The sequence below is a fragment of the Micromonospora sp. CNZ303 genome, from assembly GCF_004345505.1.
Genome location: NZ_SLVT01000002.1, coordinates 548,968 through 572,514, shown reverse-complemented (window position 1 = coordinate 572,514; position 23,547 = coordinate 548,968). Strand labels below are relative to the sequence as shown.

The window sequence follows — 23,547 nt, the reverse complement described above, 5'->3', positions numbered from 1 at the left end:
CCTGGACGATGACCTCGTAGTGATCCTCACGGCGCTGGATCTCGAGTACGAGGCGGTCCGTGACCGGCTGAGCGGCCTGGCTGTCCGGCGTCACGCCGCCGGCACCCGCTTCGAGGTCGGCCGTATCGGACAGGACGGCCCCCGAGTGGCGCTGGGACTGGTCGGTATGGGCAACCATCTTTCCGCAGTGCTCGCCGAACGCGCGATTGCTGAGTTCCGGCCGTCTGCCGTGCTTTTCGTCGGTGTGGCCGGCGGCCTCAAACCCAGCGTTGCGCTCGGCGATGTCGTCGTCGCGAGGAAGATCTACGCCTACCACGGGGGCACCAGCGAAGACGACGGGCTGAAGGCTCGGCCGAAGGCATGGGAGATCCCGCACGAGGCGGACCAGATCGCCCATCACGTCGCCCGTGTCGGCGAATGGCGCCGTGATCTCCCCGACGCGCCCAACATCCACTTCGGCGCGATCGCCGCCGGGGAGGTTGTGCAGGATTCGGCGATCTCCGCCCAGGCCCAGTGGATTCGGCAGCACTACAACGACGCGGTGGCGATCGAGATGGAGGCCGCCGGTGTCGCGCAGGCCGGCCACCTCAACCGAGCGCTTCCGGTGGTGGTCGTCCGAGGAATCAGCGACAGGGCAGACGGCAGCAAGGCCGTCACCGACGGCCAGAAGTGGCAGCCACGGGCCGCGCGTCACGCTGCCGCCTTCGCCATCGCACTGGCCCAGGAACTGACGATCGACAGCGGCCGTGGAAACGGTACGCCGAGCGGACACGGGAGCGCTTCGATGACCATGAAGAACGAGAACCTCGCAACCGGCAACGCCCGGGTCGGTGTGCAGGCGGGCCAGATCCACGGCAACGTCACCATCGGCGTCAGCCGAGAGGAGCCAGTCGACCTCGCGGGCAGCATCGCCGACCTGCGGTGGCAGATGAAGCAGGCATGCCTGGACGGCAGGCTGGACGAGGAAACCTACGCGGCGGCAGAGGCGGAGCTGGACGCGGCGGCCGGCTGCCTGCGCGACGGAGCTGCCACCGACCGCGGTGGATTCCTGGTTTCCCTCAAGCGGCTACGGGGCTTGGTGGCCGACGTTTCCGAGTTGGCGGCGAGGCTGGCGATGATCATCGCGGCCGCAAGGGGCATAGCATGACAGCGCAGTCCACCCGCAACGTCGCCCAGGGCAACGCGTACGTCGGCGTCCAAGTGGGCTCGGTGAGCGGCGGCTTTCACAGCCACCACCACGCGCCTCCAGATCCCCACTCCACTCCAGAGGGCGAGTTCGAAGCCGGTGTGCGGTACCTCGACAGGTTCCTGCTCGACACCGCACGACAGCACATCGAGCGAGCGGTCACCCGCGGCTGTCCCATCACTCCTCGGACTCAGTTCTACCGCCTGGTCGCCCTGCTCAGTGGGCGGACTCCGCGCCAGTTGGAGGACGAGGAATGGAAGCGCCTTCTGGCGATCTGGAGCGACCCGCCCGACCTCGACGAATGTGATGAGTGGACGCTGGGGCTGCGGGCGATCCTGAGGCTACTGAATTCGACTGACGCTGCCGGACCGGAAGCGGCGGCGAAGGAACTGGAGTCATTGCCCCCTAGTCAGAGGGGCTACATATTCAGCCATCTCGATATCGCGCTCGAAGGGGCGCTGCGGGAGCGGGTGTGGCAGAAGTCCGTAGCCCATGCGCGAAAGAACCGGACCGCTGACGACCGGCTCGGTCGAGCGTGGAAGTTCTTCCATCCTACGCCCGCACCCGCGAGGACCCGGCCGGTCAAGCCGGCCGCCATCGCGATGTCGGACCGCGTCAAAGTGGGAGTCGGGGGAACTCTGCTCCTGCTGGCGACGACCAGGTTGACGGCGTTGCTGACAGCCAACGGCGAGTTCGGCGGGCTGATCGGCCTGTACGGCGCGGTGGCCGGTTTGGCAACCTTCGGCGTCGCAGGGGCGGATCGGTACTTCCGGCACCGCTACCGGCAGGCAAAGGACAGCGAGCTGCGGCCACCCTACCGTCAGCGCAACGACGCGAGGCCCGGCGGATTCGCCGGCAAGATCGACCGCCTCTTCACCCAATACTTCGTCCGATACCGGCCCGACGGGATGGCTAGCGGCCAGTGGCTCGATGAGACTGCCGGCATCCGCCAGCACCTGCGTAATGAGGTGGTCGACGCCTACCGGGAGGAACGCATCGACGCCGACCGGGTGGCGTGGCTGGTGAGATATCTGGCGAGTGATGTAAGGACGCGCTGGAATCAGGGGACCTTGACCGCATACCGCCAGGAGTTACGTGTGCCCCTTCGGACCTGGCTGCTACAGGTCGTAGGCGTCATCGCCCTCCTCGCCGGTTTTGTCTCGGTGGCTGCAGCCGTCTTCTCGGCTGCCGTCCTACCCGGCTCGCTCTGGCTGGCGCTGACCGTGCCGACAGCGGTTGTCACCACGCGGGCGGCGTTCCGCATAGTCGCCGAGCGTCGACGGGTTGTCGCCGATAGCGTTCACCGATCCGCTGAGCAGGACAGACGGACGGAGGCGTATGACCGCTGGGTGGCCAAACTCGCGGACAGGCCGACAGACACCGAGATGGCCACCTGGCTGGAGTGCGACCGTAAGGTCATTACCGACCAGGCGCTGCAGCAGTTCCGGCTCCAGCCGGGCCACGTCGTCGCCCACGCCTTTCTGGAAGCGCCAGCGAAGTCCGCTCGAAAAAGGCGCGCAGAGGACGGTCCGTGGCGGTATTCCCACTACCGCCTCCTGCTCTTCCTGCTCACCGAGGATGGCGTACGACAGATCGACCTTGAGCTGGACTTCAGACGCGCTGATCATCGCGACACGCAGCGGCTCAACTACCGATTCCACGCGATCTCCGCCGTCCGGATCGATGGACTGGCTCTGCGCAAGCCGACGTTCCACCTGACGCTGAACAGCGGCGAGAGAATGACCGTCCAGGTGACCGGAACGGACACCAAACCGGCCGAACCCAATCAGGACCCGAGCCCCATTACTGAGCTGACCGTCGACGCTTCGGGACTTCATCAGACCCTGCACGTGCTGGAGGGTGTGGCCGCAGAGGGCAAAGACTGGGTGAGGTTCCGCCGGGAGCAGGCCGATAACAGGCTCGCCGAACTGTCCCGCCGCACTAGCGGGCTGCTGGACTGAGGGCACCAGACGCCCTCAAACCCGACAGCGGCCGGCATGGCACGGGAGCACCCGCTGGTATGCGGGTGCTCCCATATTTACGTTTGCGTCGTTATCAGTACTGCAGATTCGTCTGCATTTCCGTGACGCGGCCGGCAATCTGCAGATTGCCGTCGGAATCCAGGATGGCAATGATCTTCTTCTGGCTTCCGTGGTGGGTGGTGAAGAAAATCTTGTCGGCCTCTTGGCTGGTGCTGTGGTTGGTGTTCACCGACAGTTCGATGCTGACCGGGGAGCTGATCAGTACGTCCCGCTTGGGTGAGTTCGGGTAGCATTGGTTCTGCCGCAGCTTGATTCTCCCATGGGTGTCACCCTCGTCCCAGTCCGAGGCCACGCCCAAGTCGATATCCGGCATGGGAATCTCCCTTCCTTGATTCGCGATGATTTCCCGCGTTCGAGAACAGCCTATGGCCTCCATAGTCGGCGGCAAATGTCGGCTATATTGCCGAGCCGGTTAATAATTTGGCCACCGTCAGGTAAAGCTGATGTAGCCCGGGACCAATCAAGGGCTCAGGCAAGGTGACGGCATTACCATCATGAGTGATTGCGGGTAGACGGATTTTGCGCCGAGCTCAAACGCCTCGTCACCCGCCAGATCCTGACCGCGGCGGCCTGCTCACTCTCGCCTCGCGCCAATGGCTTCCCAGTACCGCGCCGTGCGCGCCGAGGCGTGACCGGCCGCCAGGCCGCTTGCGGCCCGCCCTTGGTGAGGTCGTGGGCATGGAGGACGGCGCGGACTGTGACCCGTGGCGAGCTGCACGTCATCCAGCAACTTCGGCGCTCGCCGCAGTAGGAGACCTACGTCCACTGGATGCCGAGGAAGGACCGGCCGAGCGGCCTGGTCGGCGGCCTCCTGCGGGACGCAGACAGCACCCGGCGGGAACCTCGCGCGGACCAAGATCGGAGTTGAGCTGTGCCCTGGTTGTGCTCGATGATCTTCGTCCGGCGTTCTCGCAGCTCAGAGGCGGTTTGTGGTGGGCCGCCAGGGACTCGAACCCTGAACCTATGGATTGCCGGCGAGCGGGCCGGACCGGGTGCGGTGCGAGGTCATCCGGCCTGCTGGCGTGCTTCTCGGCCGGGATCGGCTGGCACGGTTGCTGTACTTCGCCGCTGTACTGCTGGCGTCAGATGAGGCGCTGGATGCGGACCTTGGGCTGCTCGTTCCTGAGGTGGCCTTCCTTGTGCTGGCGGACCTGCTCGTTCCAGACCTCCTGGTCGTAGTCGGGGTCGGGTGGGATCCACTTGTGGGAGCCGTCGCTGTAGTGGAACTTCTCGTCGCCGGGTCGCAGGATGCTCATCGGGTCCAGCCGAGGAAGCGGTGGTGCAAATGGTCGGCGGGAACGTGGGCCAGGTCCTGGGCGGCGTCGACGAGCTGGGCGGCCAGGTAGAGGGCCAGCGACACCGGGGCACGGTCGTACTCCGCTCGCAGTTCGCGCCGTCGGGGCTGGCAGGGCCAGTCGGCACCGCATCCGCCGCACGTCCAAGCCGGTGTCACCGGAAGGTGCGTCGTCATCGCGGCGCATCCTGGCTCGGCCAGTGGCCGCGGTTGATCGGGATGGCATGGCGGCTTCGGCAGGGCAGGTCGCCGCCGCAGCGGCAGGTACGCCGCCAGTGCCGCCATGACCAGACAGGCCGGTGCCGACGAGCGAGGGTCAGCGCCGCCGCCAGGACGTACTCGTCGTAGGACACGCGCCGCCGGCTGTTGTCCCGTCTCTGGTGGTGGCCGGTATCTCGTACGTCACCTGCGGTCGGGCCAGTTGCATCGTTCGGTCTGGTCATCACGCCTCCCGCCGACGCTGGGGTCCCGTGGGCGCCCGGTCAGCCGTGTCCGGAGACAGGGCACCCACGGCAGGACGACCCGGCCGCCAAGCTGGGTAGCCCCACGAGCAACTTAGGACGCAATGTGCGCAGGGTCAACAGCTACGACACATAGCGTTGTAAGTCGAGCGTTCGGTGTGGTCTGCTTGCACCAGCCGCCAAGCTGGGAGCACCACCTATGTCTGAAGCTGCCTACCTACAGGTCGCCCGGGATATCCGCGAGCAGGTCAGCTCCGGCGAGTTGAAGCCGGGCGACAAGCTGCCCTCGTTCGCCGCCCTCTGCGAGCACTACAAGGTCAGCAACACAGTGATTCGCGCCGCCATGCTCCTGCTCAAAGCCGAGGGCCTGATCGACGGCCGGCAGGGCAAGGGCGTCTACGTCGCCAACCCGTTTCCCCGGTAAGCCAGGGCTACCCCCGGAGGCGCGACGTCTCGCTTACAAGCTCTGTGCGTCCCGTCCGCACCCGTCCGGCAACGGATGCACCCTCGGAGCTTCGTCCGTGCCAGCACCCGTCGGCGTGCCGACGTCCATCACGGTTGCTGTCAGCGTTGCTGTCTACAGCCGTTCCGCCGGCGACCCGGCCGACCCTGCTGACTGATGTCCCCATCGTCGGTTGGCACCGCACGAGCAAACGGGCAGAATCGGCCCGTGGCTCACGAAGAACGCTTTCTCCGCTGCGAGGTGGTCGCATGGGTCAGCCAGGACTTCCCGGGCTGGGTGCGCGTCCGCCTGGTCGACGCGGACGGCAAGTCGTGGTTCTTCGTCGACAAGGTCCCCATCTTCACCGGCGGTGAGTTAAGCGCCGACACTTGTCTGCCAGCACCAGTTCACGTGCGGTGCGGCATCGTTGGACATGACGACGACCGCGCCCTAGTCATCTCCACCCAGCCGGACGGGGTCGAAGCAGAGGGTGGGCAGAGGCTGTTCCGGGTGCGCGAGGACCAGCTGGACCGACACACGGGTTAGGAACGGAGTAGCGCTAGCCGCCCGGCCAGGTCTTCTAGCAGGACGAATGCTCCATCACTTGCAGGTAGCGCGGCTGATCATTCCGCCCATATTCCGGATCTTGCGGCCTCGCTTACCCTCGTCGCATGAGTTCTCAAGCTGTGAGCGCGACGGTCGCCGTCGCGGCATTCGCTCTAGGGGTCATCAATCTTTGGTACTCGGTCCTCCGACCCTGGTGGCGGAACCGAATCGCACAGCCAGACGCGAGGCTTGAGCTTCTTGCATACGAGACTCGGCATGGCTGGGACCAGGACGAACGTGTGGTAGTGGCCAACCACGGCCCCGGGACCATGAAGGATCTCGAAGCCCGGGTCTTCGACGATGACGGCGACGACTACACAGACCGGGTGGGTGTCCTCTGGCCGAAGCTCCCAGCCCCTGCTCTCCATCCGGGACAGACGTTGCACCTCAAGCTCACACCGTCTCTGGGAGACAAGCGCCCCGGACGTCTACTTGTTCGCTGGCGGGACGGTCGACGGAACATTCAAGAACGAGAGTTTTGGCTGTCCTACCACCGGGTCACGTGACGGCCGACAGCTGCAGCTCCGCACGGCCAGTTTGGAAGGTGCCGACTGTCAGCTTGGGAATCAGGTTGATCTACACGCGAGTAGCCGGGTTGGCCACCGCACGATCACGGAACGTTCATGTTGAAGGTGTCGGCACCGCGTTGTAGGCCGGTGGTGACCGCTGCATCGGGCACGTCACGAGCATGCCGGACTGCCTCGCTGCACGACCACCGCCGCTGCTACCGGTTGCTGGCGTGGCGTTGCAGCCTGTTGCTTCAACAGCCAACCCGGCGAGAGTGAGCGTGTGGGAGGCATGGGCTTCAATCTCCATCCGGCAACCCCGGATCTTCCTGAAGTAGCGTCTCAGCTTTGTCCAGCCGCCCTTCGAGGTCTGACAGCACCCTGTCAAGCAATGCCGCTAGTTCGCTAGGGGTGTGCACAAGAGACGAGGGTTCTGGATCGAGAATTGTTCGCTCATTTACGCTATCCAGTATCGCGCCCCAGACCTCATGGTATATAACGGGAAATTCGCCACGATAAGCTGCATTCAAAGAAGTGTATACAGCCTTCATGACTCTGAATCCCGAGTACCCACTTTCGAACCACTCAACCCTTAGCCCCATTGATATGCGTGTCCGCTTATCCATGCTCCAATATCGATCACTGCATTCATCTAGGCGATCCTGAATTACCTTGAGTTGAGCCATTCCAAATGCATTGGCACTACTTTGCTTCAGCTCGTCGAGTGATGTCAGCTGAACATTAGTCAGCCGCGCAGCTTCCAGTGCGCCCCGCTGATAGCCCGCCTCAGCCATCAACACCCCTCGGTCAGCGCCGAGGTCCGCAACAATTTCCCTAAGCGCAAGCACATGCAGTTTAGAAACCCGCCGCTTCCAATGCTTGCATTCAATGATCCAAGTCAAATCGAACCCGAAATGACTTGAACGAACCAGTACATCTATATCGTGGGACGTCCGGACCCCCTGAAGAGTTACGTTAGTCTCGGCAGACAATCCCAACGATGTGAAATAGGAAGCGATTTCTTCCTGGTAATCGTCCCATTGTGGCATTGCCACATTATGACTCCTGTCGTTGTGGGGGCAAGTCTCGACACCGAATCCGCCGTCCCGTCTGCCTTCGACCCGCACTCCTGGGGAGCAGGCCGCCACCCGGCCCGCCACGTCAAGACGGCCTTGACGTACGGACGGACACTGCCGGATAGCCTGAGTCGGCTCTCGTGTCACGGACCGCGCCCCCGGCGGACACCGCCACAGTGGCGCAGTTGACCTAACCTTGCCGGTACGGACCCGGCTCCCGGGGTCGGAGCTGGCCACCGGCGGCCACCCCTCCCCCTCCCAGGGGGGCGGTTGATCTGACCCTGAGCGGCTGCGAAGCCGGCTCCTGGGCAACCGGCATGCCGCCGCGCGGGCACCGTCCCCATGCTTGGGGCTTGCCGCGCGAACCCGACGCGCGCTCTCTGTGCGCCGCGCTGCTCTGCTCGGGCGCGGCGCGGCGCGGCCGGCTGCCGGCGACGGACCGCCACCACTCTCAGCTACCCCCGTCTGCGGCGGCCCCTCCGGGCTTTCCGCTGTCCGCGCCAGCCGCTGGGCGTGTTGCGTGGCCGGAGTCGGAGCGCCAGCGAAGCGACGGACGCGCGCCCAGGCGGCGGCGCGTGCGGCCCGTTGCGGGCCGCCTTGATAGACGTACAGAAAGTCCTCCCACACCGGTCGGCAGCCGGTCGGTCCGCCCTGGCTCCGGGTCACGGCGGGTTGACGTGTCGGTACTCGGTGCTACTCTGGCGCTCGTCGAGCACGCCAGCGCGGCCCACCTGCCGGATTGCTGGACTCGACGTCGGAGATGCCGAGCGGTCTGCCTGTCGCTGATGCGGGCTACGCCCGCCGGCTCTCAATCGCACCGGTTGCTGTGCCGGTCCCTGAATCCGTTTAGCGGCTCACTGCGGCCCTTCCTGCCGTCCACGATGGCCCGGATTCGCTATTTCCGCGCGGGCGGGGCGGCCTGCGGCTACCCACCGGATGCCGATATCCCCAGGCTCCCCACCCGTGCCGGCCCTCATCACCGAGTCCACGAGCGCAAAGGACATGACCAACGGCGGGAACTGGCATTACCAGGCAGCCGCCCTCCGGCGTGAGCCGCCCTTCCGGCGGTGCCAGGAGACACGACGAACACCACCAGCGGACAGACGTCCACGGCTGGTGGTGCTTCGTCTTCCGTCCCTGCCACCCCGTGAGGAGAGTCGTGTCCACACCCCTCGGCCTGTTCCGTCCCGGCGTTGCCAGCGGCCGTGACGCCCAAGCCCTGCACCGTGCCGCCATGCCTGAGTTCTCGGGCTGGCTGGAGCACACCCGCGCCGCTGGCGGCTGCGCCCGCCCGATCCGCCTTACCGGCACGATCGCCGCTGTCGACCGGCAAACTGGCCGGGTCCTGGGCGAGCAGCACACCGACGAGATGCCCGACGGGGCGCTCTACAAGGCGTGCGGCAACCGTCGCGTATCGCACTGCCCCGACTGCGCCTGGGTCTACCAGGGCGACGCCTACCAGGTTGTGCGCTGCGGCCTGACTGGCGGCAAGGGCGTCCCCGCCTCGGTCGGTCGGCACCCGGTCGTCTTCGCCACCTTCACCGCGCCGTCCTTCGGTACGGTCCACCACCGGCACGTCCCTCGCCACACCTGCGCCACCCGGCAGCGCTGCGACTGCCGTCCGGCTCCCTGCCGTGCCCGGAGCAGCGCCGGCACCTGCCGGCACGGGCAGCCAGCGGCGTGCTTCGCCCGTCACGACGCCGACGATCCGCGGCTTGGGCAGCCGTTGTGCCTGGACTGCTACGACCACGGCCACCAGGTCGTCTGGAACTACTTCTCCGGCGAGTTGTGGCGGCGTACGAAGCAGGCCATCGAACGCCACCTCGCCGGCCTCTGCCGCAGACGCGGCATCCCCTTCGTCCAGGTCGTCACCGACTCCGGCAAGGTGCGCCGGCTGCCGCCGGTTCGGGTGTCGCACGGGAAAGTCGCCGAGATGCAGCGCCGAGCAGCCGTGCACTTCCACGTCCTGCTGCGCCTCGACGGCGTCGACCCTGGCGCCCCGGATGCGCTCGTGCCGCCGTCGGCCGGCATCACCGTCGACGACCTGGAGGCAGCCGTCCACGCCGCCGCCCGCCAGATCACCGTCACCACACCTTCGCACCCCGACCAGTCACAGGGCTGGGCGGTCGCCTGGGGCGAGCAGATCGACGTCCGGCGCATCAACAGCGCCAGCGGCGAGCTGACCGACGGCAAGGTGGCCGCCTACCTCGCCAAGTACGCCACCAAGGCAACCGAAGCCACCGGCCACCAATCCACCCGACTCACCCCCGCCACCGTTGACGACTACGCCGATCCGGAAGGCGACCATCTTGCCCGCCTCATCGACGCCTGCTGGCACCTCGGACGGCCCACCGGCACCGACACTGCCAGCGGCGCCGCAACGGCCGACGACCGTCAAGGCAGCCTTGACACCAAACCGAACGCCTACGCTGGGCTGCGCCGCTGGGCGCACATGCTCGGCTTCGGCGGCCACTTCCTGACCAAGGCCCGCCGCTACTCCGTCACCTTCGGCCTGCTCCGGGATGCCCGCGCGACCTACCTCCGCGCTGAGGACGACGATGCCGCTGACACCGTGACGGTTGGCGTTCTCACCTACGCCGGCTCCGGATGGCTTTCCGAAGGTGACGCGCTCCTGGCCAACACTGCCGCCGCCCAGCGCCGGCAGGCCAGACGCATCGGCAGGGAAGAACTCGCCCACGAAGCCTGGCTCGTCGGGGCCGCCGCATGAGCAGAGACCTCACCCCGCGCTGGTACTCGCCCGCCGAGGTCGCCGTCCTGCTCGGCTTCGGCATCTCCAAGATCAAGATGAAGATCGCCACCGGCGAGCTGCGCTCCATCAAGGACGGTAAGTACCGCCGCATCCTCCCCGAATGGGTCGACGAGTACATCCGCGAACAGGTCGAGCGGCAGGAGGCGGCCTGATGCCGGGACGCAGTCGAGCCAACGGCGAAGGCTCGATCTTCCCGTACCGCAACGGCTTCGCCGCGTACGTCTGGGTGGAGAAGCCCGACGGCAAGCGGGGCCGGAAGTGGGTCTACGGCAAGACCCGCGAGGAGGTCCACGACAAGTGGATCAAGCTGCACGGGCAGGCCAAGGCCGGCCCGGTGGCGACCCGCTCCCCGACTGTCGGGGAGTACGCCGGCTACTGGCTGCGCGAGATCGTCAAGCCGAACCTCGCCCCCGGCAGCTACGTCACCTACGAGGTGGTGGTCCGGCTCTACCTCGTGCCAGGGCTCGGCAGGAAGCGACTCGACAAGCTCCGGGTCAGCGACGTCCAGACGTGGATCAACGAGGTCGGCCGGACCTGCCAGTGCTGCGCCCAGGGCAAGGACGAGCGACGCAAGCCCGTCCAGCGTCGCTGCTGTGCCCTCGGCCGCTGCTGCCAGGATCTGCCCTCGCCGACCAGCGTTACGCATCTGCGGACCGTGCTCCGGACGCTGCTGTCCCAGGCGATCACCGAAGGGCTGATCACCCGCAACGTCGCGTCTCTGGTGAAGCTGCCACCGGTACGGAATCGCAAGCGGAAGGCGTGGACGAGCGACGAGGCGCGGCGCTTCTTGGAGTCGGCCCGCGCCGACGACGACCCGCTCTACGCCGCGTACGTCCTGGTCCTGGTGCTCGGTCTGCGCAAGGGCGAGATGCTGGGACTCACCTGGGCTGACGTCGACCTCGACGCGGGGGAGTTGACCATCGATCGGCAGCTCCAGCGGGTAGGTGCCGAACTGTTGCACCGGGAGACGAAGACGGCCGCCTCGGACGCCACCCTGCCGCTGCCGGACATCTGCACAGTGGCGCTCGACCGTCGCCGCGCCGCCCAGGCCACCGCCCGGGACGCCCCCGGCCTGGCACCCGTCAGACCTGATCTTCACCACTCGCTACGGCCGGCCGCTCGAACCACGGAACTTCAACCGCTTCTGGGACCGGCGCTGCGATGCTGCCGGGGTCCGGCGGATCACCGTCCGGGATGCCAGGCGGACCTGTGCCTCGCTCCTGGCCGACCTGGACGTCCACCCCCGGGTGGCGATGCAGATCCTTCGGCACGCCCAGTTCGCCATCACGATGGAGATCTACACGGTGGTGTCGTCGGCGGCCACCCGTGACGCGCTCAAGCGGCTCGGCAGCGCACTCGACCGGTGAAGGGCCTACTGCTGTACTTCACTGCTGTACGAGCCGTGCCGACAAAGACAGCGGCCCTACAAAGGGCCGCTGAGCTGCAACAGAGTGGGCCGCCAGGGACTCGAACCCTGAACCTATGGATTAAAAGTCCACAGCTCTGCCATTGAGCTAGCGGCCCGCGCGCTCAGGTTACCGGAAGGCGGCCGGTTGCGACTCTCGGCTTTCGTGCCGTGGGCGGAACCGGCAGCTCGGGCGAGGGGCGCCCATCCATGACGGCGCTTCCGGGCGTACGGGAGAAATCAGGCTGGGCGGCGCGGAGGGTGCCGGAAGGTCAACCGCCCGGGCCTTCGGGGTCCTTTCGATCTTGACGGGCCGGGCCGGTTGCGGTCCGGCGGTCGATCCAGAAGAAGGCTGGCGGGCCTCCGGTCGGACCTTATCGGAGAGCCAGCGCCCGTGGTGTCCCTCCTCGTCGCCGTGTCGGCTCGCCGGCGCGCTCCCGGGCCCGCCCAGCGCCGTGGTCGGCGGCTCTACCAGGGGTGTTGACCGGCCGAAGCCGCCGCAAAAAGCGGGCCATGGGAATGTAACAACTTGGGAACAACGCGAGCCGCGTTCTTGTCGGCAGTTTGTTAGCCGCCTGTACTAACCGGGTGACCTGCATTGATGAGACGGGAACCACACCGCCGGAGCCCCAGGACCGTGCGGTGGGGACCCTGCGGCGAGACCGGGTTCCGGCCCGGGTCCGCTCCGGCGAGAAGGTGCTCCCGGAGCAGGCCCGCGTGCACAACCGCGAGTTGCTGCTGCGCACGCTGTACCGGGAAGGGCCGCACAGCCGGGCGGATCTGGCGCGACGCACGGGGCTGACGAGGGTCTCGGTCTCGGACGTCGTGAGCGACCTCCTCGCGGACGACCTCGTGGTCGAGGTCGGTACGCGGGCGGGGACGCGGCCCGGGAAGCCGGCCATGATGCTCGAGTTCAACGAGCACGCCTGTCAGGCGATCGCCGTGGACCTGAGCCACTCGACGCTCTACCGGGGGGCCGTGCTCGACCTCGGCGGATCGGTGGTGGCTCGTCAGCAGGTCGAGAACGAGGGCAGCACCGGGGCCGACGCGTTGGCGAAGGTCGTCGGTCTCGTCGGGGCGTTGCGCGAGCAGGTGACGGCGCCGCTGCTCGGCATCGGCATCGGCACCCCGGGGATCGTGGACCTCGGTGGCGTCGTCCTCAGCGCACCCAACCTGGGGTGGAAGGACCTCAACCTCCGGTCGGTGCTGACCGAGCAGTTCGGCTGCCCCGTGGTCGTGTCGAACGACGCCAACGCCACCGCGCTCGCCGAGCGCAGTTACGGCGAGAGCGCGGCCGACACCCTCCTCGTCCGGGTAGGTGTCGGCGTGGGGGCGGGTCTGCTGCTCGGCGGCACGCCCGTCCTGGGAAGCAGGTTCGCGGCCGGCGAGATCGGCCACGTGGTCGTGGACACCGGCAGCGAGCGGGCCTGTGTCTGTGGAAAGTTCGGCTGCCTCGAGACCTGGCTGTCGACCCGGCGCATCCAGGAAGACCTCTCGGAAGCCCGTACCGACGCGGAGCGCACCCGGGTCCTCGCCGCCGCGGGCGAGGCGCTCGGTTCGGTGCTGGCCCCGATCGTGGCCGCCATCAACGTCTCGGAAATCGTCCTCAGCGGGCCGCACCGGGTGCTGGAAGGACCGCTGGCCGCCGCGGCGATGGAGACCATCCGGCAGCGCGCCCTGACCGAGGTCCACGGCGACATCGTCCTGCGGCTCTCGGAGCTCGGCGACGACATCGTCCTGCGCGGCGCGACCGCCATGGTCATGAGCCAACAACTCGGGATCGCCTGATCCGCTGATCCGATCCCCGTCACCTGGAGCGACGCCGACCGGCGCTGGCTTTGCAGCAATAGAAGGGAACACGGTGCAACTGACACGCACGCTGACGGCAGCGTTTGCCGTAGTCGCTCTCGCCCTCGCCGGTTGTAGCGGTGGCGGGCAGGCGAATGAAGCAGGCTCGTCCCAGCTCGTCCTGGGCAACAACGGCGACCTGCTGACCTGGGACCCCGCCGAGATGAAGGAAGGCGCGGTCATCCACTACGCGGAGGCCGTCTACGACCCGCTGCTCCGCAAGACGTCCGAGTCGAAGATCGAGGGCAACCTGGCCACCTCGTACGAGTACAACGCCGACCTCACCGAGCTCACCCTGAAGCTGCGCGACGGTGTCACCTTCAGTGACGGCGCCGCCTTCGACGCGGACGTGGTGAAGGTCAATCTCGAGGCGCGCAAGAAGGGGGCGGGCAGCGCCTCCGAGGGGGCCCGGGCGATCGAGCGCGTCGAGGTCGTGGACAAGGCCACGGCGCGCCTGCACCTCAGCGAGCCCAGCCCCGGCCTCCTGGCCGCCCTGGCGACGTACACGGGGTACATGGTGAGCCCCACGGCGCTCAGCGCGGGCACCATCGCCTCGAACCCGGTGGGCTCCGGGCCCTACACGTACGACGCGGGCGCCTCCGAGAAGGGCGTCAAGTACACGTTCAAGGCGCGCGACGGCTACTGGAACCGCGAGGCGTTCCCCTTCGAGAACGTCGTGATCCGCCCGTACGAGGAGTTCACCGCCCGGTACAACGCGCTCACCACCGGCCAGATCCAGTTCATGTACGGCACCCCCGACATGGTGCCGAAGGCCAAGACCGACGGGCTCACCGTCAAGACGGTGCCCGGCGAGTGGCAGGGCATCATCCTCCAGGACCGCGCCGGCAAGGCGTCGGCGGCACTCGGCGACGTGCGGGTGCGGCAGGCGATCAACCACGCGCTCGACCGTAAGGCCATCCTCGACACCCACTACGGCGGCTTCGGCCAGGTCTCCACGCAGACCTTCAACCCGTCCAGCGAGGCGTGGGTGCCGGAGCTGAACGCGCGCTACCCGTACGACCCGGCGAAGGCGCGCGAGTTGCTTGCCTCGGCGGGCTACGGCAGCGGCTTCAAGATCAAGGTTTCGTACAGCGAGGGCTTCATGTCCCCGCTGGTGCCGATCGTCGCCCAGTACCTGGGCGACGTGGGCATCACGGTCGAGCAGGTGCCGGTCAACGGCTTCGCCAACGGCGGCCTGGAGACCCTGAAGGGCCAACCGGCCTTCATGCTGTCGTTCTCCACCAACATCCCGGCGTGGACGGACGTGCTGAACAAGCTCACCCCGACGTCGCTGTGGAACAACTTCAAGTACACCGACGAGACGGTCACCCGGCTGCTCAAGGAGATTCCGGCCGCGCAGGGTGACAAGCAGGCGGCCCTCTACAAGGAGCTGAACACCCACCTCGTCGAGCAGGCCTGGTTCGCGCCGATCGTCACGCAGGAGAACGTCTACCTGTTCAAGTCGGACATCGACGTGACCATGCAGCAGGCGCAGCTCATGCCGAGCCTCCGCTTCTTCGCCCCGGCGAAGTAACCGCCGATCGACCCCGGATGGGCCGGACGACCGGCCGGCCCATCCGGTGGATCACTACAGCTCATCTAGGAGGTAGCAGGCATGCTGGGCTTCATCGGTCGGCGGTTGGCCACGGGCCTGCTGCTGGCGTTCTCCGTCGTGACGGGGATGTTCTTCTTCCTCATGCTCACCGGCTCCGATCCGGCCCGGGGCGCGCTCGGCCTCTACGCCACCGAGGAACAGGTCGCGGTCAAGCGGGAGCAACTCGGCCTCGACCGGCCGCTCGTCGAGCAGTACCTGAGCTGGCTGGGCGGGGTCGTACGCGGTGACCTGGGGGTCTCGTCCGCGCAGAACACCGACGTGAGCGAGCTCATCGTGACGCGGCTGCCGGTCACCGTTTCCCTCGCGCTGGGCGCCGTCCTGGTGGCCGCGGTCCTCGGCATCGTGCTCGGGCTGCTCGCGGCGACCCGGCCCGGGACGTTCGACCGCGTACTCCAGGTGTTCATGGTGTTCGGCTTCAGCCTGCCGAACTTCTGGGTCGCGATCATCCTGGCCCTGGTCTTCGCCGTGCAGCTGGGCTGGTTCCCCGCCACGGGCTACGTGCACCTGAACGACTCACCCGGCGGTTGGCTCTGGTCCATCACCCTGCCGATCGTCGCGCTGTCGATCGGGTCGATCGCCGCCATCGCCCAGCAGCTGCGGAACTCCGTGATCACCGTCAACAGCCAGGACTACGTCCGTACGCTGCGCAGCCGGGGCCTCTCGCAGCGCGAGATCCTGCTCACCCACGTCCTGCGCAACGCGGCTCCGCCGGCGCTGACGATGCTCTCCCTCCAGTTCATCGCGGCGATGAGCGGCGCCGCCATCATCGAGCGCGTGTTCGGCCTCCAGGGCATCGGCGCCGTCGCCATCAACGCCTCGGGCAACAGCGACATCCCCGTGATCATGGGCGTCCTGCTCTTCACCGTGCTCGTCGTCGTACTCGTCAATCTCGCGGTCGACATCCTCTACGCCGCACTGAACCCGAAGGTACGGAACGCATGAGCGCCGACGTGACGCCCCGCGCGGGCCTGACAGCCAGGAGATTCCGCTCCTTCCTGCGTAACCCGATGGGCGTGGTGGCGGGCGGCGTCCTGCTGGCCATCGTCGCGGCGAGCCTCCTCGCGCCGCTGCTCGCCACGCAGGACCCGAACCTGGTGGTGCTCTCGGAGGCGCTCCGACCGCCGAGCGGCGACCACCCGCTCGGCACGGACGGCAACGGGCGCGACATCCTCAGCCGCCTCCTGTACGGCGGCCGGGTGAGCCTCCAGGCGGGCGCGATCATGGTCGCCGTCGCCCTCCTGTGCGGGATTCCCGCAGGTCTGCTCGCCGGCTACCGCGCGAAGCTGTTCGACGGGGTGTCGAGCTGGATCTTCAACATGCTGATGTCCCTGCCGGAGATCCTCATCATCATCGTGGTGATCGCCTCCCTCGGCAGCGGCCTCGCCCCGACGATGATCACCCTTGGCGTGCTGGCGTCGCCGGACATCTTCCGGCTGACCCGGAGCGCCGTGATCGCGGTGCGCGAGGAGCTCTACCTCGACGCGGCCCGCGTCGCGGGTCTGTCCGACCTGCGCATCATCTTCCGCCACGTGCTCTCCGTGGTGCTGGGGCCGGTCCTCGTGCGGTCCTCGTTCATCTTCGGCATGGCGATCATCGTCCAGTCCGGCCTGGAGTTCCTCGGCTTCGGCGACCCGCAGCGCCCCAGCTGGGGCGGCGAGCTCAGCAACGCCTTCCAGAACTTCCACCGCGCGCCCGAGCTGGTCATCGCGCCCGGCGTCGCCATCGGCCTCACGGTCATGGCACTTGTGCTCTTCGGCACGGCCCTGGCGGACTCGCTGGGGGTCAGCCGCAAACCCAAGGCCAAGCGGGCCGCGCGGTCCGCCGGCCGGGACGACCTGACAGTCGTCCAGGGCGAAGCCGACGGTACGCCCGCGACCGCCCTCCCCGCGGACACCCTGCTCCGCGTCGAGGACCTGTCGGTGCGGTACGTGGCCGAGGACGGCGCCACCAAGGACGTGGTGCGGGGCGTGTCGCTGCACGTCGCGCGGGGAGAGGTGCTCGGCCTGGTCGGGGAGTCCGGCTCCGGAAAGTCCCAGACGTCCTTCGCGATCCTCGGACTCCTGCCACCCGACGCCTCCGTGTCCGCCCGGCACCTCTCCCTCGACGGGCGGTCCCTGATCGGGCTGCGCGAGGGCGAGTTGCAGAAGCTGCGCGGGCCGCAGATGGCCTACGTGCCGCAGGAGCCGATGTCGAACCTGGACCCGTCCTTCACCGTCGGCGCCCAGCTGACGAAGCCGATGCGGCGCAAGCTCAACCTGTCCAGGAAGGCCGCGCACGAGCGGGCCCTGCACCTGCTCGAACGCGTCGGCATTCCCGACCCCGCCCGCACGCTCGCCGCCTACCCCCACCAGCTCAGCGGGGGAATGGCACAGCGGGTGCTCATCGCGGGCGCCGTCTCCTGCGATCCCGAGCTGCTCATCGCGGACGAGCCGACCACCGCCCTCGACGTCACCGTCCAGGCGGAGGTCCTCGAGCTCCTCCGCGACCTGCAACGGGAGCGCAACATGGGCCTCATCCTCGTCACCCACAACCTGGGTGTGGTCGCCGACCTCTGCGACCGGGTCGCGGTGATGCGGGACGGCCTCGTCGTCGAGCAGCAACCCGTCGCCGAACTCTTCGCCAACCCGCAGCACGAGTACACCCGCATGCTCTTGGACGCGACCCTGGAGGACGCCCCTCCCCGGCGGTCGCGCGACGACCTTCAGGAGGCGCAGTCATGAGCACCCGCAACGATTCCGGCGCCCCACTGCTCGACGTCCGCGACGTCAACGTCGTCTATCGCGGGGCCCGGTGGCGCAGCCCGTCCTTCCACGCGCTGCACGACGTCTCGATGCAGATCCGGGCGGGCGAGACGGTCGGCCTGGTCGGCGAGTCCGGCTCGGGCAAGACGACCCTGGGCCGCGCGCTCCTGGGGCTCGCCCCGATCAGCGCCGGAACCGTCACGTTCGACGGCGCCGACATCACCCACGCGAACCGGCGCGCCCGCCGGGCCCTGAGCCGGGACATCCAGGTCGTCTTCCAGGACCCGTACTCGTCGCTCAACCCGGCGATGTCCGTCGAGAGCATCCTCGCCGAGCCGCTCAGGGCGCAGGGGGTGCCCGGGGCCGAGGCCTCCGCGCGGATCGGTCAGCTGCTGGGCCAGATCGGCCTGGAAGCCGACGCCGGGCGGCGGTACCCGCGCGAGTTCTCCGGCGGGCAACGGCAGCGCATCGCCATCGCCCGCGCCCTCGCGCTGAAGCCCCGGCTCATCGTCTGCGACGAACCGGTCAGCGCCCTCGACCTCTCCACCCAGGCACGCATCCTCGACCTGCTCATCGACATCCAGGAGCAGACCGGCGTCGCGTACCTCTTCATCTCCCACGACCTGTCGGTGGTCCGCTACATCTGCCACCGGGTCGCGGTCATGCTCAAGGGCCGCATCGTGGAGACCGGTGACGGTGACACCGTCACGTCACGACCGCGCCATGCGTACACGAACCGGCTGCTCATGGCGTCGCCCATCCCTGACCCGGCGCGGCAGGCGGAACGACGCCGCCAGTACGCCGCGCTCTCCTCCTGACCCCTCCGATCCGACCGAGCAAAGGAAGTACCCGTGCAGTTCGGCTTCAGCTCCTACTCCTTCTACCAGCACCTGCGCACCAACCGGATGAGCCTCTTCGAGGTCATCGACTGGATCGGCGCCAGCGACGCCACCCACATGGAGATCGCGACGGTGTCGCTCTCCCCGGAGATCTCCAACGACACCTCCACCCTCGACCAGGACCCCGGGTTCGTCCAGGAGATCAAGACCCGCGCGGCCGACCAGGGCGTCACCCTGTCCAACCTCGTCGTCCCGGCCGACCTCCTCGGCGCGGACGCCGAGAAGAGCATGCAGCGGGTCAAGCGGCACATCGAGGTGGCCGCCGCCCTGGACATCAAGCTCTTCCGCCACGACGTCGCCAAGTGGGCCCACCGGGCGAAGGACATCGCCGAGTTCGAGGCGCTGCTGCCCCGCATGGTGGAGGCGTGCAAGGAGATCGCCCAGTACGCCGCCCCGTACGGCATCACCACCAGCGTGGAGAACCACGGGCTGCTGATGAACGGCGGTGAGCGCGTACGCCGGCTCATCCACCTCGTCGACGAGCCGAACTTCAAGACGACCCTCGACGTCGGCAACTTCATGTCGGTGGACGACAACCCGGTGGTGTCGGTCGCCGAGAACGCCCCGTACGCCAGCATCGTGCACCTGAAGGACTTCTACGTCCGCTCGCAGTACCCCGGCGAGGGCTGGCACCACACCCCCGGCGGCAGCTACCTGCTCGGCTCCATCGTCGGCTACGGCGACCTCGACATGCGCAGGATCGTGCGGGGCATCGTCGACGCCGGCTACGACGGCTTCGTGTCCATCGAGTTCGAGGGCATCGAGGAGTGCCTGATGGCCAACCCGATCGGTCTGGCCAACGCGAAGCGGCTCTTCGCCGAGGCGGAGGCGGCGAAGTGAGCCGGCTGGGCGTGGGCGTGATCGGCGTCGGGAGCATCGCGGAGATGCACCTGGGCGCGTACGCCGCCAACCCGGACGTCCACCTCGTCGGGGTGTACGACGTCAACCAGGAGCGGAGCGCGCAAAAGGCCGAGACCTTCGGCGCGACCCGCGTGCACCCGACGCTCGACAGCCTGCTCGCCGACCCCGAGATCGACGCGGTGAGCATCTGCACGTGGAACGACAGCCACGCGGAGATCGCCACGGCGGCGCTCGACGCCGGCAAGCACGTGCTGGTCGAGAAGCCGTTGAGCCGTACGGCCAGCGAGGCCGAGGCGCTCGTCGGGGCCGTCGAGCGCAGCGGCAGGCACCTGGAGGTCGGCTTCGTCCGGCGCTTCGGCGCGAACGCCAAGGTCCTCAAGTCGTTCGTCGACACCGGGCTGCTGGGCGACGTCTACCATGCCCGCGCGACGAACATCCGACGGCTCGGCAACCCCGGTGGCTGGTTCGCGGACCACAAGCGGTCCGGCGGGGGACCGCTCATCGACATCGGCGTGCACGTGCTGGACCTCTGCTGGTACTTCATGGGCACCCCGAAGGCCGTCACGGTCAGCGCCGTCACCCACGCCCGGCTGGGCAACCGGGCCAACGTCACGTCGCTGTCGCGGTACAAGGTCGCGGACTACGACCCCACCCAGAGCGACGTCGAGGACTTCGCGGCGGCCTTCATCCGCTTCGACAACGGGGCGTCCCTGACGTTGGAGACCAGCTACTCCCTGCACGCCCTCGAGGACCGCCTCGAAGTGGCGGTGTTCGGCGAGCGCGGTGGCGCGGAACTCGAACCCCAGCTCCGGATCGCCACCGAGATGCACGACACCGTCCTCAACGTGGGACCCCAGATCGACCACCTCAGCTTCGACTTCGCCGAGGGGTTCGCCAACGAGATCGCGCACTTCGTGGCGCTGTGCCTGGGAGAGGCCGAGCCGGTGGCCCCCGTCTCGCACGGCACGGAGGTCATGCGCATGCTCGACGGGATCTACGAGTCGGCGCGGGCCGGCCACGAGATCAGGCTCTCCTGAGATGGTCCACGACGGAGGGTCCGTGCGGGTGGGGGTCGTGGGGTGCGGAAACGTCAGTTCCCGCTACCTGGCCAACCTCGCCGGGGACCCGGCGGTCACCGTCGTCGCCTGCGCCGACGCCGATCCGGCGCGCGCGCGGGCGCTCGGCGCCGCCCACGCGGTGCCGCAGGTGCACCCGGTCGACGCCCTGTTGACCCATCCGGACATCGACCTGGTCCTCAACCTGACCCCACCCAGGGCGCACGCCGAGGTGACCCTGCGCGCCCTGGAGCACGGCAAGCACGTCTACACGGAGAAGCCCCTGGCGACCACCATGGCCGACGGGCACCGCATCGTCGAGGCCGCCCGGGCGCGGTCGTTGCAGGTCGGCACCGCGCCGGACACCTTCCTGGGCCTCGGGGCGCAGACCTGCGCCGCACTGCTCGCCGACGGCGCGATCGGCACCCCGACCTCGGTGAACGCCGCCATGATGAACGCCGGGCCGGAACGGTTCCACCCCGAGCCGGAGTTCCTCTACCAGGAGGGCGCCGGACCCCTGTTCGACATCGGCCCGTACTACCTCACGGTGCTGACCGAACTCATGGGTTCCGTCGTCCGGGTGGGGGCGCTGGGCGCGACCGCGCGTACCGAACGCGTCGTGTTGGCCGGGCCCCGCGCGGGGTCGACCTTCAGCGTGCAGACACCCACCCACATCAACAGCGTCCTGGAGTTCGCCAGCGGGGCCATGGGCATGCTGGTGACCAGCTTCGACGTCGTGGCGACGCGTACGCCGCACCTGGAGATCCACGGCACCGAGGGCACGATCGTCGCGGCGCAGGCCAACTCGTGGGGCGGTCCTGTGCTGCTCAGGGCGGCGGGCAGCACCGACTTCGTCGAGGTGCTCCCCGGCCCACGCGACTCCGACGGATTCATGGGGATGGGCCTGCTCGAGATGGCCAGGGCCATCCTGGCGGGGCGGCCCGCGCTGGCCGCGGCGACCCGGGGGCTCCACGTCCTCGAGGTGCTCACGGCCATCGCCGACGCCACCCGCTCCGGCGGAGGCTTCACGACGATCAGTTCGAGGCTGGAGACCCCCGACCGACGTGACCCGGGTGCCGTCGGCTGAGAGCCGGCCGACCCGCAAGACTGCCCCCACCCCACCCTCACCCCTCCGCTGGCGTCGATCATGCAGTCGTGGCGCCCCGCAAAAGCCCCGAAGAGGCTCATTCCGCCCACCACAACTGCATGATCGACCCCGTGTGGGGCGTGGGGCGGGCATGGCGGGGGCGGGGTGGGGGAATCGTGGCCGTATGAGGATTAGCAGCAGCCCGGCCGTGGCGGCGTCGAGCGAGGGGGCGGGGCCGGACGGGGTACGGGAACCGGCCGGCGAGGTGCACGCCTGGTTGCCGGGGCAGAACCAGACCGTCTGCGGGCTCCCGCTCAGCCGGACCCGGCTGCGCCGCTTCCCGCACGTGCGGTTCGAGTACGCCTCGACGGACGTGCTCACCGAGGCGGACCCGGTCGGCCGGATCTGCCCGCGCTGCCTCGCCGCCTCGCAGGGCCGCCGCCGGGGCGGGCAGAAGAACTGGGTCCGCCACTCGCCCCGCCCCTGACGGGTGTGCCGCTCGCCCTACTCCGACGGTGGGCGTGATCGGCGATTGAGCCGGGGCTGACCGGGTACGGGGCGGGCATGCGGATCGTGGTGGTGGGGGCGACCGGTAACGCGGGCACCGCCCTGTTGCGCCGGCTGCGGCGGGAACGCGGAGTGGAACTCGCCGGGGTGGCCCGCCGGCTGCCGGGGCCGGACTGCGGCGAGCCGTACGACCAGGTGGAGTGGCACTCCTGCGACGTCGGCCTGCCCGGCTCGGCCGACCAGCTCGCCGAGGTCTTCGCCGGCGCCGACGCGGTGGTGCACCTGGCCTGGCAGATCCAGCCCAGCCACGACCAGCGCGTGCTGCACCGGACCAACGTGGGCGGCAGCGCGGCCGTGATCGACGCTGTGGTCCGCGCCGGCGTGCCGGCCCTGGTGTACGCGTCGTCGGTCGGCGTCTACGCGTCCGGCCCGAAGGACCACCCGATCTCCGAGCGCTGGCCGGCTACCGGGGTGCCCGGCTCGTCGTACAGCCGGGACAAGGCCGAGGTGGAGGCGCTGCTCGACCGGGCCGAGCGCGAGCACCCGGGGCTGCGGGTGGTGCGGCTGCGGCCCGGCCTGAACTTCCAGCGGGCGGCGGCCACCGAGATCACCCGCTACTTCCTCGGCCCGTTCGCGCCCGTCCGGCTGCTGCGCTTCGGCCGGATCCCGCTGGTGCCGACGAACCCACGGCTGCGGATGCAGGCGGTGCACACCGACGACGTCGCCGACGCGTACGCCAGGGCGGTCCTGGGCGACGCGCGCGGCGCGTTCAACGTCGCCGCGGACCCGGTGCTGACCCCGGAGCTGGTGGCCCGGCACTTCCACGGCTGGACGGTGCCCGTCGCCGCCCCGGTGCTGCGCGTCGCCGCGGCCCTGACCTGGCGGGCGCGGCTGCAACCGATCGACGCCGGCTGGGTGGAGCTGGCGCTGCACGCGCCGCTGATGTCGAGCGAGCGCGCCGAGACGGAGCTGGGCTGGCACCCGCGCCACGACGCGCTCAGCGCGCTGAAGGAACTCTTCGCCGGCATGGCCGACCGGGCGCACACCGCCAGCCCGCCGATGTCGGCGGCGCGCCACCTGCCGGGCCGCCCCACCGCCCTGCTGCGCGGTCGTCCCGCCGGCCACGGCAACCCCTACTGACCTGCG

Annotated in this window: 20 protein-coding genes, 1 tRNA gene and 1 pseudogene; 18 read left to right on the top strand and 4 right to left on the bottom strand. The window is 68.6% G+C overall.

Features of this window, described 5'->3' with window-relative positions; genetic code table 11:
* Window position 1 precedes the first annotated feature (1 nt).
* The gene (locus tag EV374_RS05990) at window positions 2–1,147 is read left to right on the top strand and encodes a 5'-methylthioadenosine/S-adenosylhomocysteine nucleosidase family protein (protein WP_486485608.1); all 1,146 of its coding nucleotides are present in this window, start codon (window positions 2–4) and stop codon (window positions 1,145–1,147) included.
* The gene (locus EV374_RS05985; RefSeq protein ID WP_132232314.1) at window positions 1,144–3,147 is read left to right on the top strand and encodes a hypothetical protein; all 2,004 of its coding nucleotides are present in this window, start codon (window positions 1,144–1,146) and stop codon (window positions 3,145–3,147) included. Before EV374_RS05990 ends, EV374_RS05985 begins: the two co-directional genes overlap by 4 nt.
* A gap of 94 nt (window positions 3,148–3,241) precedes the next feature.
* On the opposite strand, the gene EV374_RS05980 is transcribed toward EV374_RS05985, so the two are convergent.
* Both EV374_RS05980 and EV374_RS32430 read right to left on the bottom strand, forming a co-directional pair.
* The gene (locus EV374_RS05980) at window positions 3,242–3,541 is read right to left on the bottom strand and encodes a DUF6342 family protein (RefSeq protein ID WP_132232312.1); all 300 of its coding nucleotides are present in this window, start codon (window positions 3,539–3,541) and stop codon (window positions 3,242–3,244) included.
* A gap of 769 nt (window positions 3,542–4,310) precedes the next feature.
* Window positions 4,311–4,484 carry a hypothetical protein gene (locus EV374_RS32430; RefSeq protein WP_165947716.1) on the bottom strand — a complete coding sequence of 58 codons (174 nt, stop codon included), beginning with the start codon at window positions 4,482–4,484 and terminating at the stop codon, window positions 4,311–4,313.
* A gap of 698 nt (window positions 4,485–5,182) precedes the next feature.
* Between EV374_RS32430 and EV374_RS05965 the strand changes: the two genes are divergently transcribed.
* The 3 genes from EV374_RS05965 to EV374_RS05955 all read left to right on the top strand — a co-directional run bounded on the left by EV374_RS05965 (window position 5,183) and on the right by EV374_RS05955 (window position 6,537).
* On the top strand, window positions 5,183–5,407 hold the full coding sequence (locus EV374_RS05965) for a winged helix-turn-helix domain-containing protein (RefSeq protein WP_132232306.1): 225 nt from the start codon (window positions 5,183–5,185) through the stop codon (window positions 5,405–5,407).
* A 246-nt stretch (window positions 5,408–5,653) separates the two neighbouring features.
* A complete protein-coding gene (locus EV374_RS05960) occupies window positions 5,654–5,971 on the top strand; it encodes a Clp protease/crotonase-like domain-containing protein (protein ID WP_132232304.1) in 318 nt (105 codons plus the stop codon).
* Between the two features lie 125 nt (window positions 5,972–6,096).
* A complete protein-coding gene (locus tag EV374_RS05955; protein WP_132232302.1) occupies window positions 6,097–6,537 on the top strand; it encodes a hypothetical protein in 441 nt (146 codons plus the stop codon).
* A 299-nt stretch (window positions 6,538–6,836) separates the two neighbouring features.
* Here EV374_RS05955 and EV374_RS05950 read toward each other — a convergent pair whose 3' ends face one another.
* Window positions 6,837–7,586: a restriction endonuclease gene (locus EV374_RS05950; protein WP_132232300.1), complete on the bottom strand. Its 750-nt coding sequence runs from the start codon at window positions 7,584–7,586 to the stop codon at window positions 6,837–6,839.
* A 1,186-nt stretch (window positions 7,587–8,772) separates the two neighbouring features.
* On the opposite strand from EV374_RS05950, the gene EV374_RS05945 reads away from it, so the two are divergent.
* The 3 genes and pseudogenes from EV374_RS05945 to EV374_RS05935 all read left to right on the top strand — a co-directional run bounded on the left by EV374_RS05945 (window position 8,773) and on the right by EV374_RS05935 (window position 11,750).
* Window positions 8,773–10,341 carry a replication initiator gene (locus tag EV374_RS05945; RefSeq protein ID WP_132232298.1) on the top strand — a complete coding sequence of 523 codons (1,569 nt, stop codon included), beginning with the start codon at window positions 8,773–8,775 and terminating at the stop codon, window positions 10,339–10,341.
* Window positions 10,338–10,535, top strand: a complete 198-nt coding sequence (locus EV374_RS05940; protein ID WP_132232296.1) for an excisionase family DNA-binding protein — start codon at window positions 10,338–10,340, stop codon at window positions 10,533–10,535. Before EV374_RS05945 ends, EV374_RS05940 begins: the two co-directional genes overlap by 4 nt.
* Window positions 10,535–11,750, top strand: a pseudogene (locus EV374_RS05935) (tyrosine-type recombinase/integrase). Before EV374_RS05940 ends, EV374_RS05935 begins: the two are co-directional and overlap by 1 nt.
* 85 nt (window positions 11,751–11,835) lie before the next feature.
* On the opposite strand, the gene EV374_RS05930 reads toward EV374_RS05935, so the two are convergent.
* Window positions 11,836–11,907, bottom strand: a tRNA-Lys gene (locus EV374_RS05930).
* A gap of 523 nt (window positions 11,908–12,430) precedes the next feature.
* Between EV374_RS05930 and EV374_RS05925 the strand changes: the two genes are divergently transcribed.
* The 10 genes from EV374_RS05925 to EV374_RS05880 all read left to right on the top strand — a co-directional run bounded on the left by EV374_RS05925 (window position 12,431) and on the right by EV374_RS05880 (window position 23,541).
* The gene (locus tag EV374_RS05925) at window positions 12,431–13,576 is read left to right on the top strand and encodes an ROK family protein (protein WP_207913910.1); all 1,146 of its coding nucleotides are present in this window, start codon (window positions 12,431–12,433) and stop codon (window positions 13,574–13,576) included.
* Between the two features lie 73 nt (window positions 13,577–13,649).
* Window positions 13,650–15,170, top strand: coding sequence for an ABC transporter substrate-binding protein (locus tag EV374_RS05920; RefSeq protein ID WP_132232294.1), 1,521 nt, complete (start codon window positions 13,650–13,652; stop codon window positions 15,168–15,170).
* A gap of 81 nt (window positions 15,171–15,251) precedes the next feature.
* Complete coding sequence (locus EV374_RS05915; RefSeq protein ID WP_132232292.1) at window positions 15,252–16,193, top strand: ABC transporter permease; 942 nt, start codon at window positions 15,252–15,254, stop codon at window positions 16,191–16,193.
* Window positions 16,190–17,971, top strand: coding sequence for a dipeptide/oligopeptide/nickel ABC transporter permease/ATP-binding protein (locus tag EV374_RS05910; RefSeq protein ID WP_132232290.1), 1,782 nt, complete (start codon window positions 16,190–16,192; stop codon window positions 17,969–17,971). Before EV374_RS05915 ends, EV374_RS05910 begins: the two co-directional genes overlap by 4 nt.
* Window positions 17,968–18,810 (top strand): ATP-binding cassette domain-containing protein, encoded by an 843-nt coding sequence (locus EV374_RS05905; protein ID WP_132232288.1) that lies wholly within the window; start codon window positions 17,968–17,970, stop codon window positions 18,808–18,810. The genes EV374_RS05910 and EV374_RS05905 overlap by 4 nt, the downstream gene beginning before the upstream one ends.
* Window positions 18,811–18,843: 33 nt before the next feature.
* Window positions 18,844–19,731 carry a sugar phosphate isomerase/epimerase family protein gene (locus EV374_RS05900; RefSeq protein WP_132232286.1) on the top strand — a complete coding sequence of 296 codons (888 nt, stop codon included), beginning with the start codon at window positions 18,844–18,846 and terminating at the stop codon, window positions 19,729–19,731.
* Window positions 19,728–20,789 carry a Gfo/Idh/MocA family protein gene (locus EV374_RS05895; RefSeq protein ID WP_132232284.1) on the top strand — a complete coding sequence of 354 codons (1,062 nt, stop codon included), beginning with the start codon at window positions 19,728–19,730 and terminating at the stop codon, window positions 20,787–20,789. Before EV374_RS05900 ends, EV374_RS05895 begins: the two co-directional genes overlap by 4 nt.
* Window positions 20,790–20,811: 22 nt before the next feature.
* A complete protein-coding gene (locus tag EV374_RS05890) occupies window positions 20,812–21,894 on the top strand; it encodes a Gfo/Idh/MocA family protein (protein ID WP_165947715.1) in 1,083 nt (360 codons plus the stop codon).
* 184 nt (window positions 21,895–22,078) lie between these two features.
* A complete protein-coding gene (locus EV374_RS05885) occupies window positions 22,079–22,381 on the top strand; it encodes a hypothetical protein (protein WP_132232280.1) in 303 nt (100 codons plus the stop codon).
* A 77-nt stretch (window positions 22,382–22,458) separates the two neighbouring features.
* Window positions 22,459–23,541, top strand: a complete 1,083-nt coding sequence (locus EV374_RS05880; protein ID WP_132232278.1) for an NAD-dependent epimerase/dehydratase family protein — start codon at window positions 22,459–22,461, stop codon at window positions 23,539–23,541.
* Window positions 23,542–23,547: the final 6 nt, after the last annotated feature.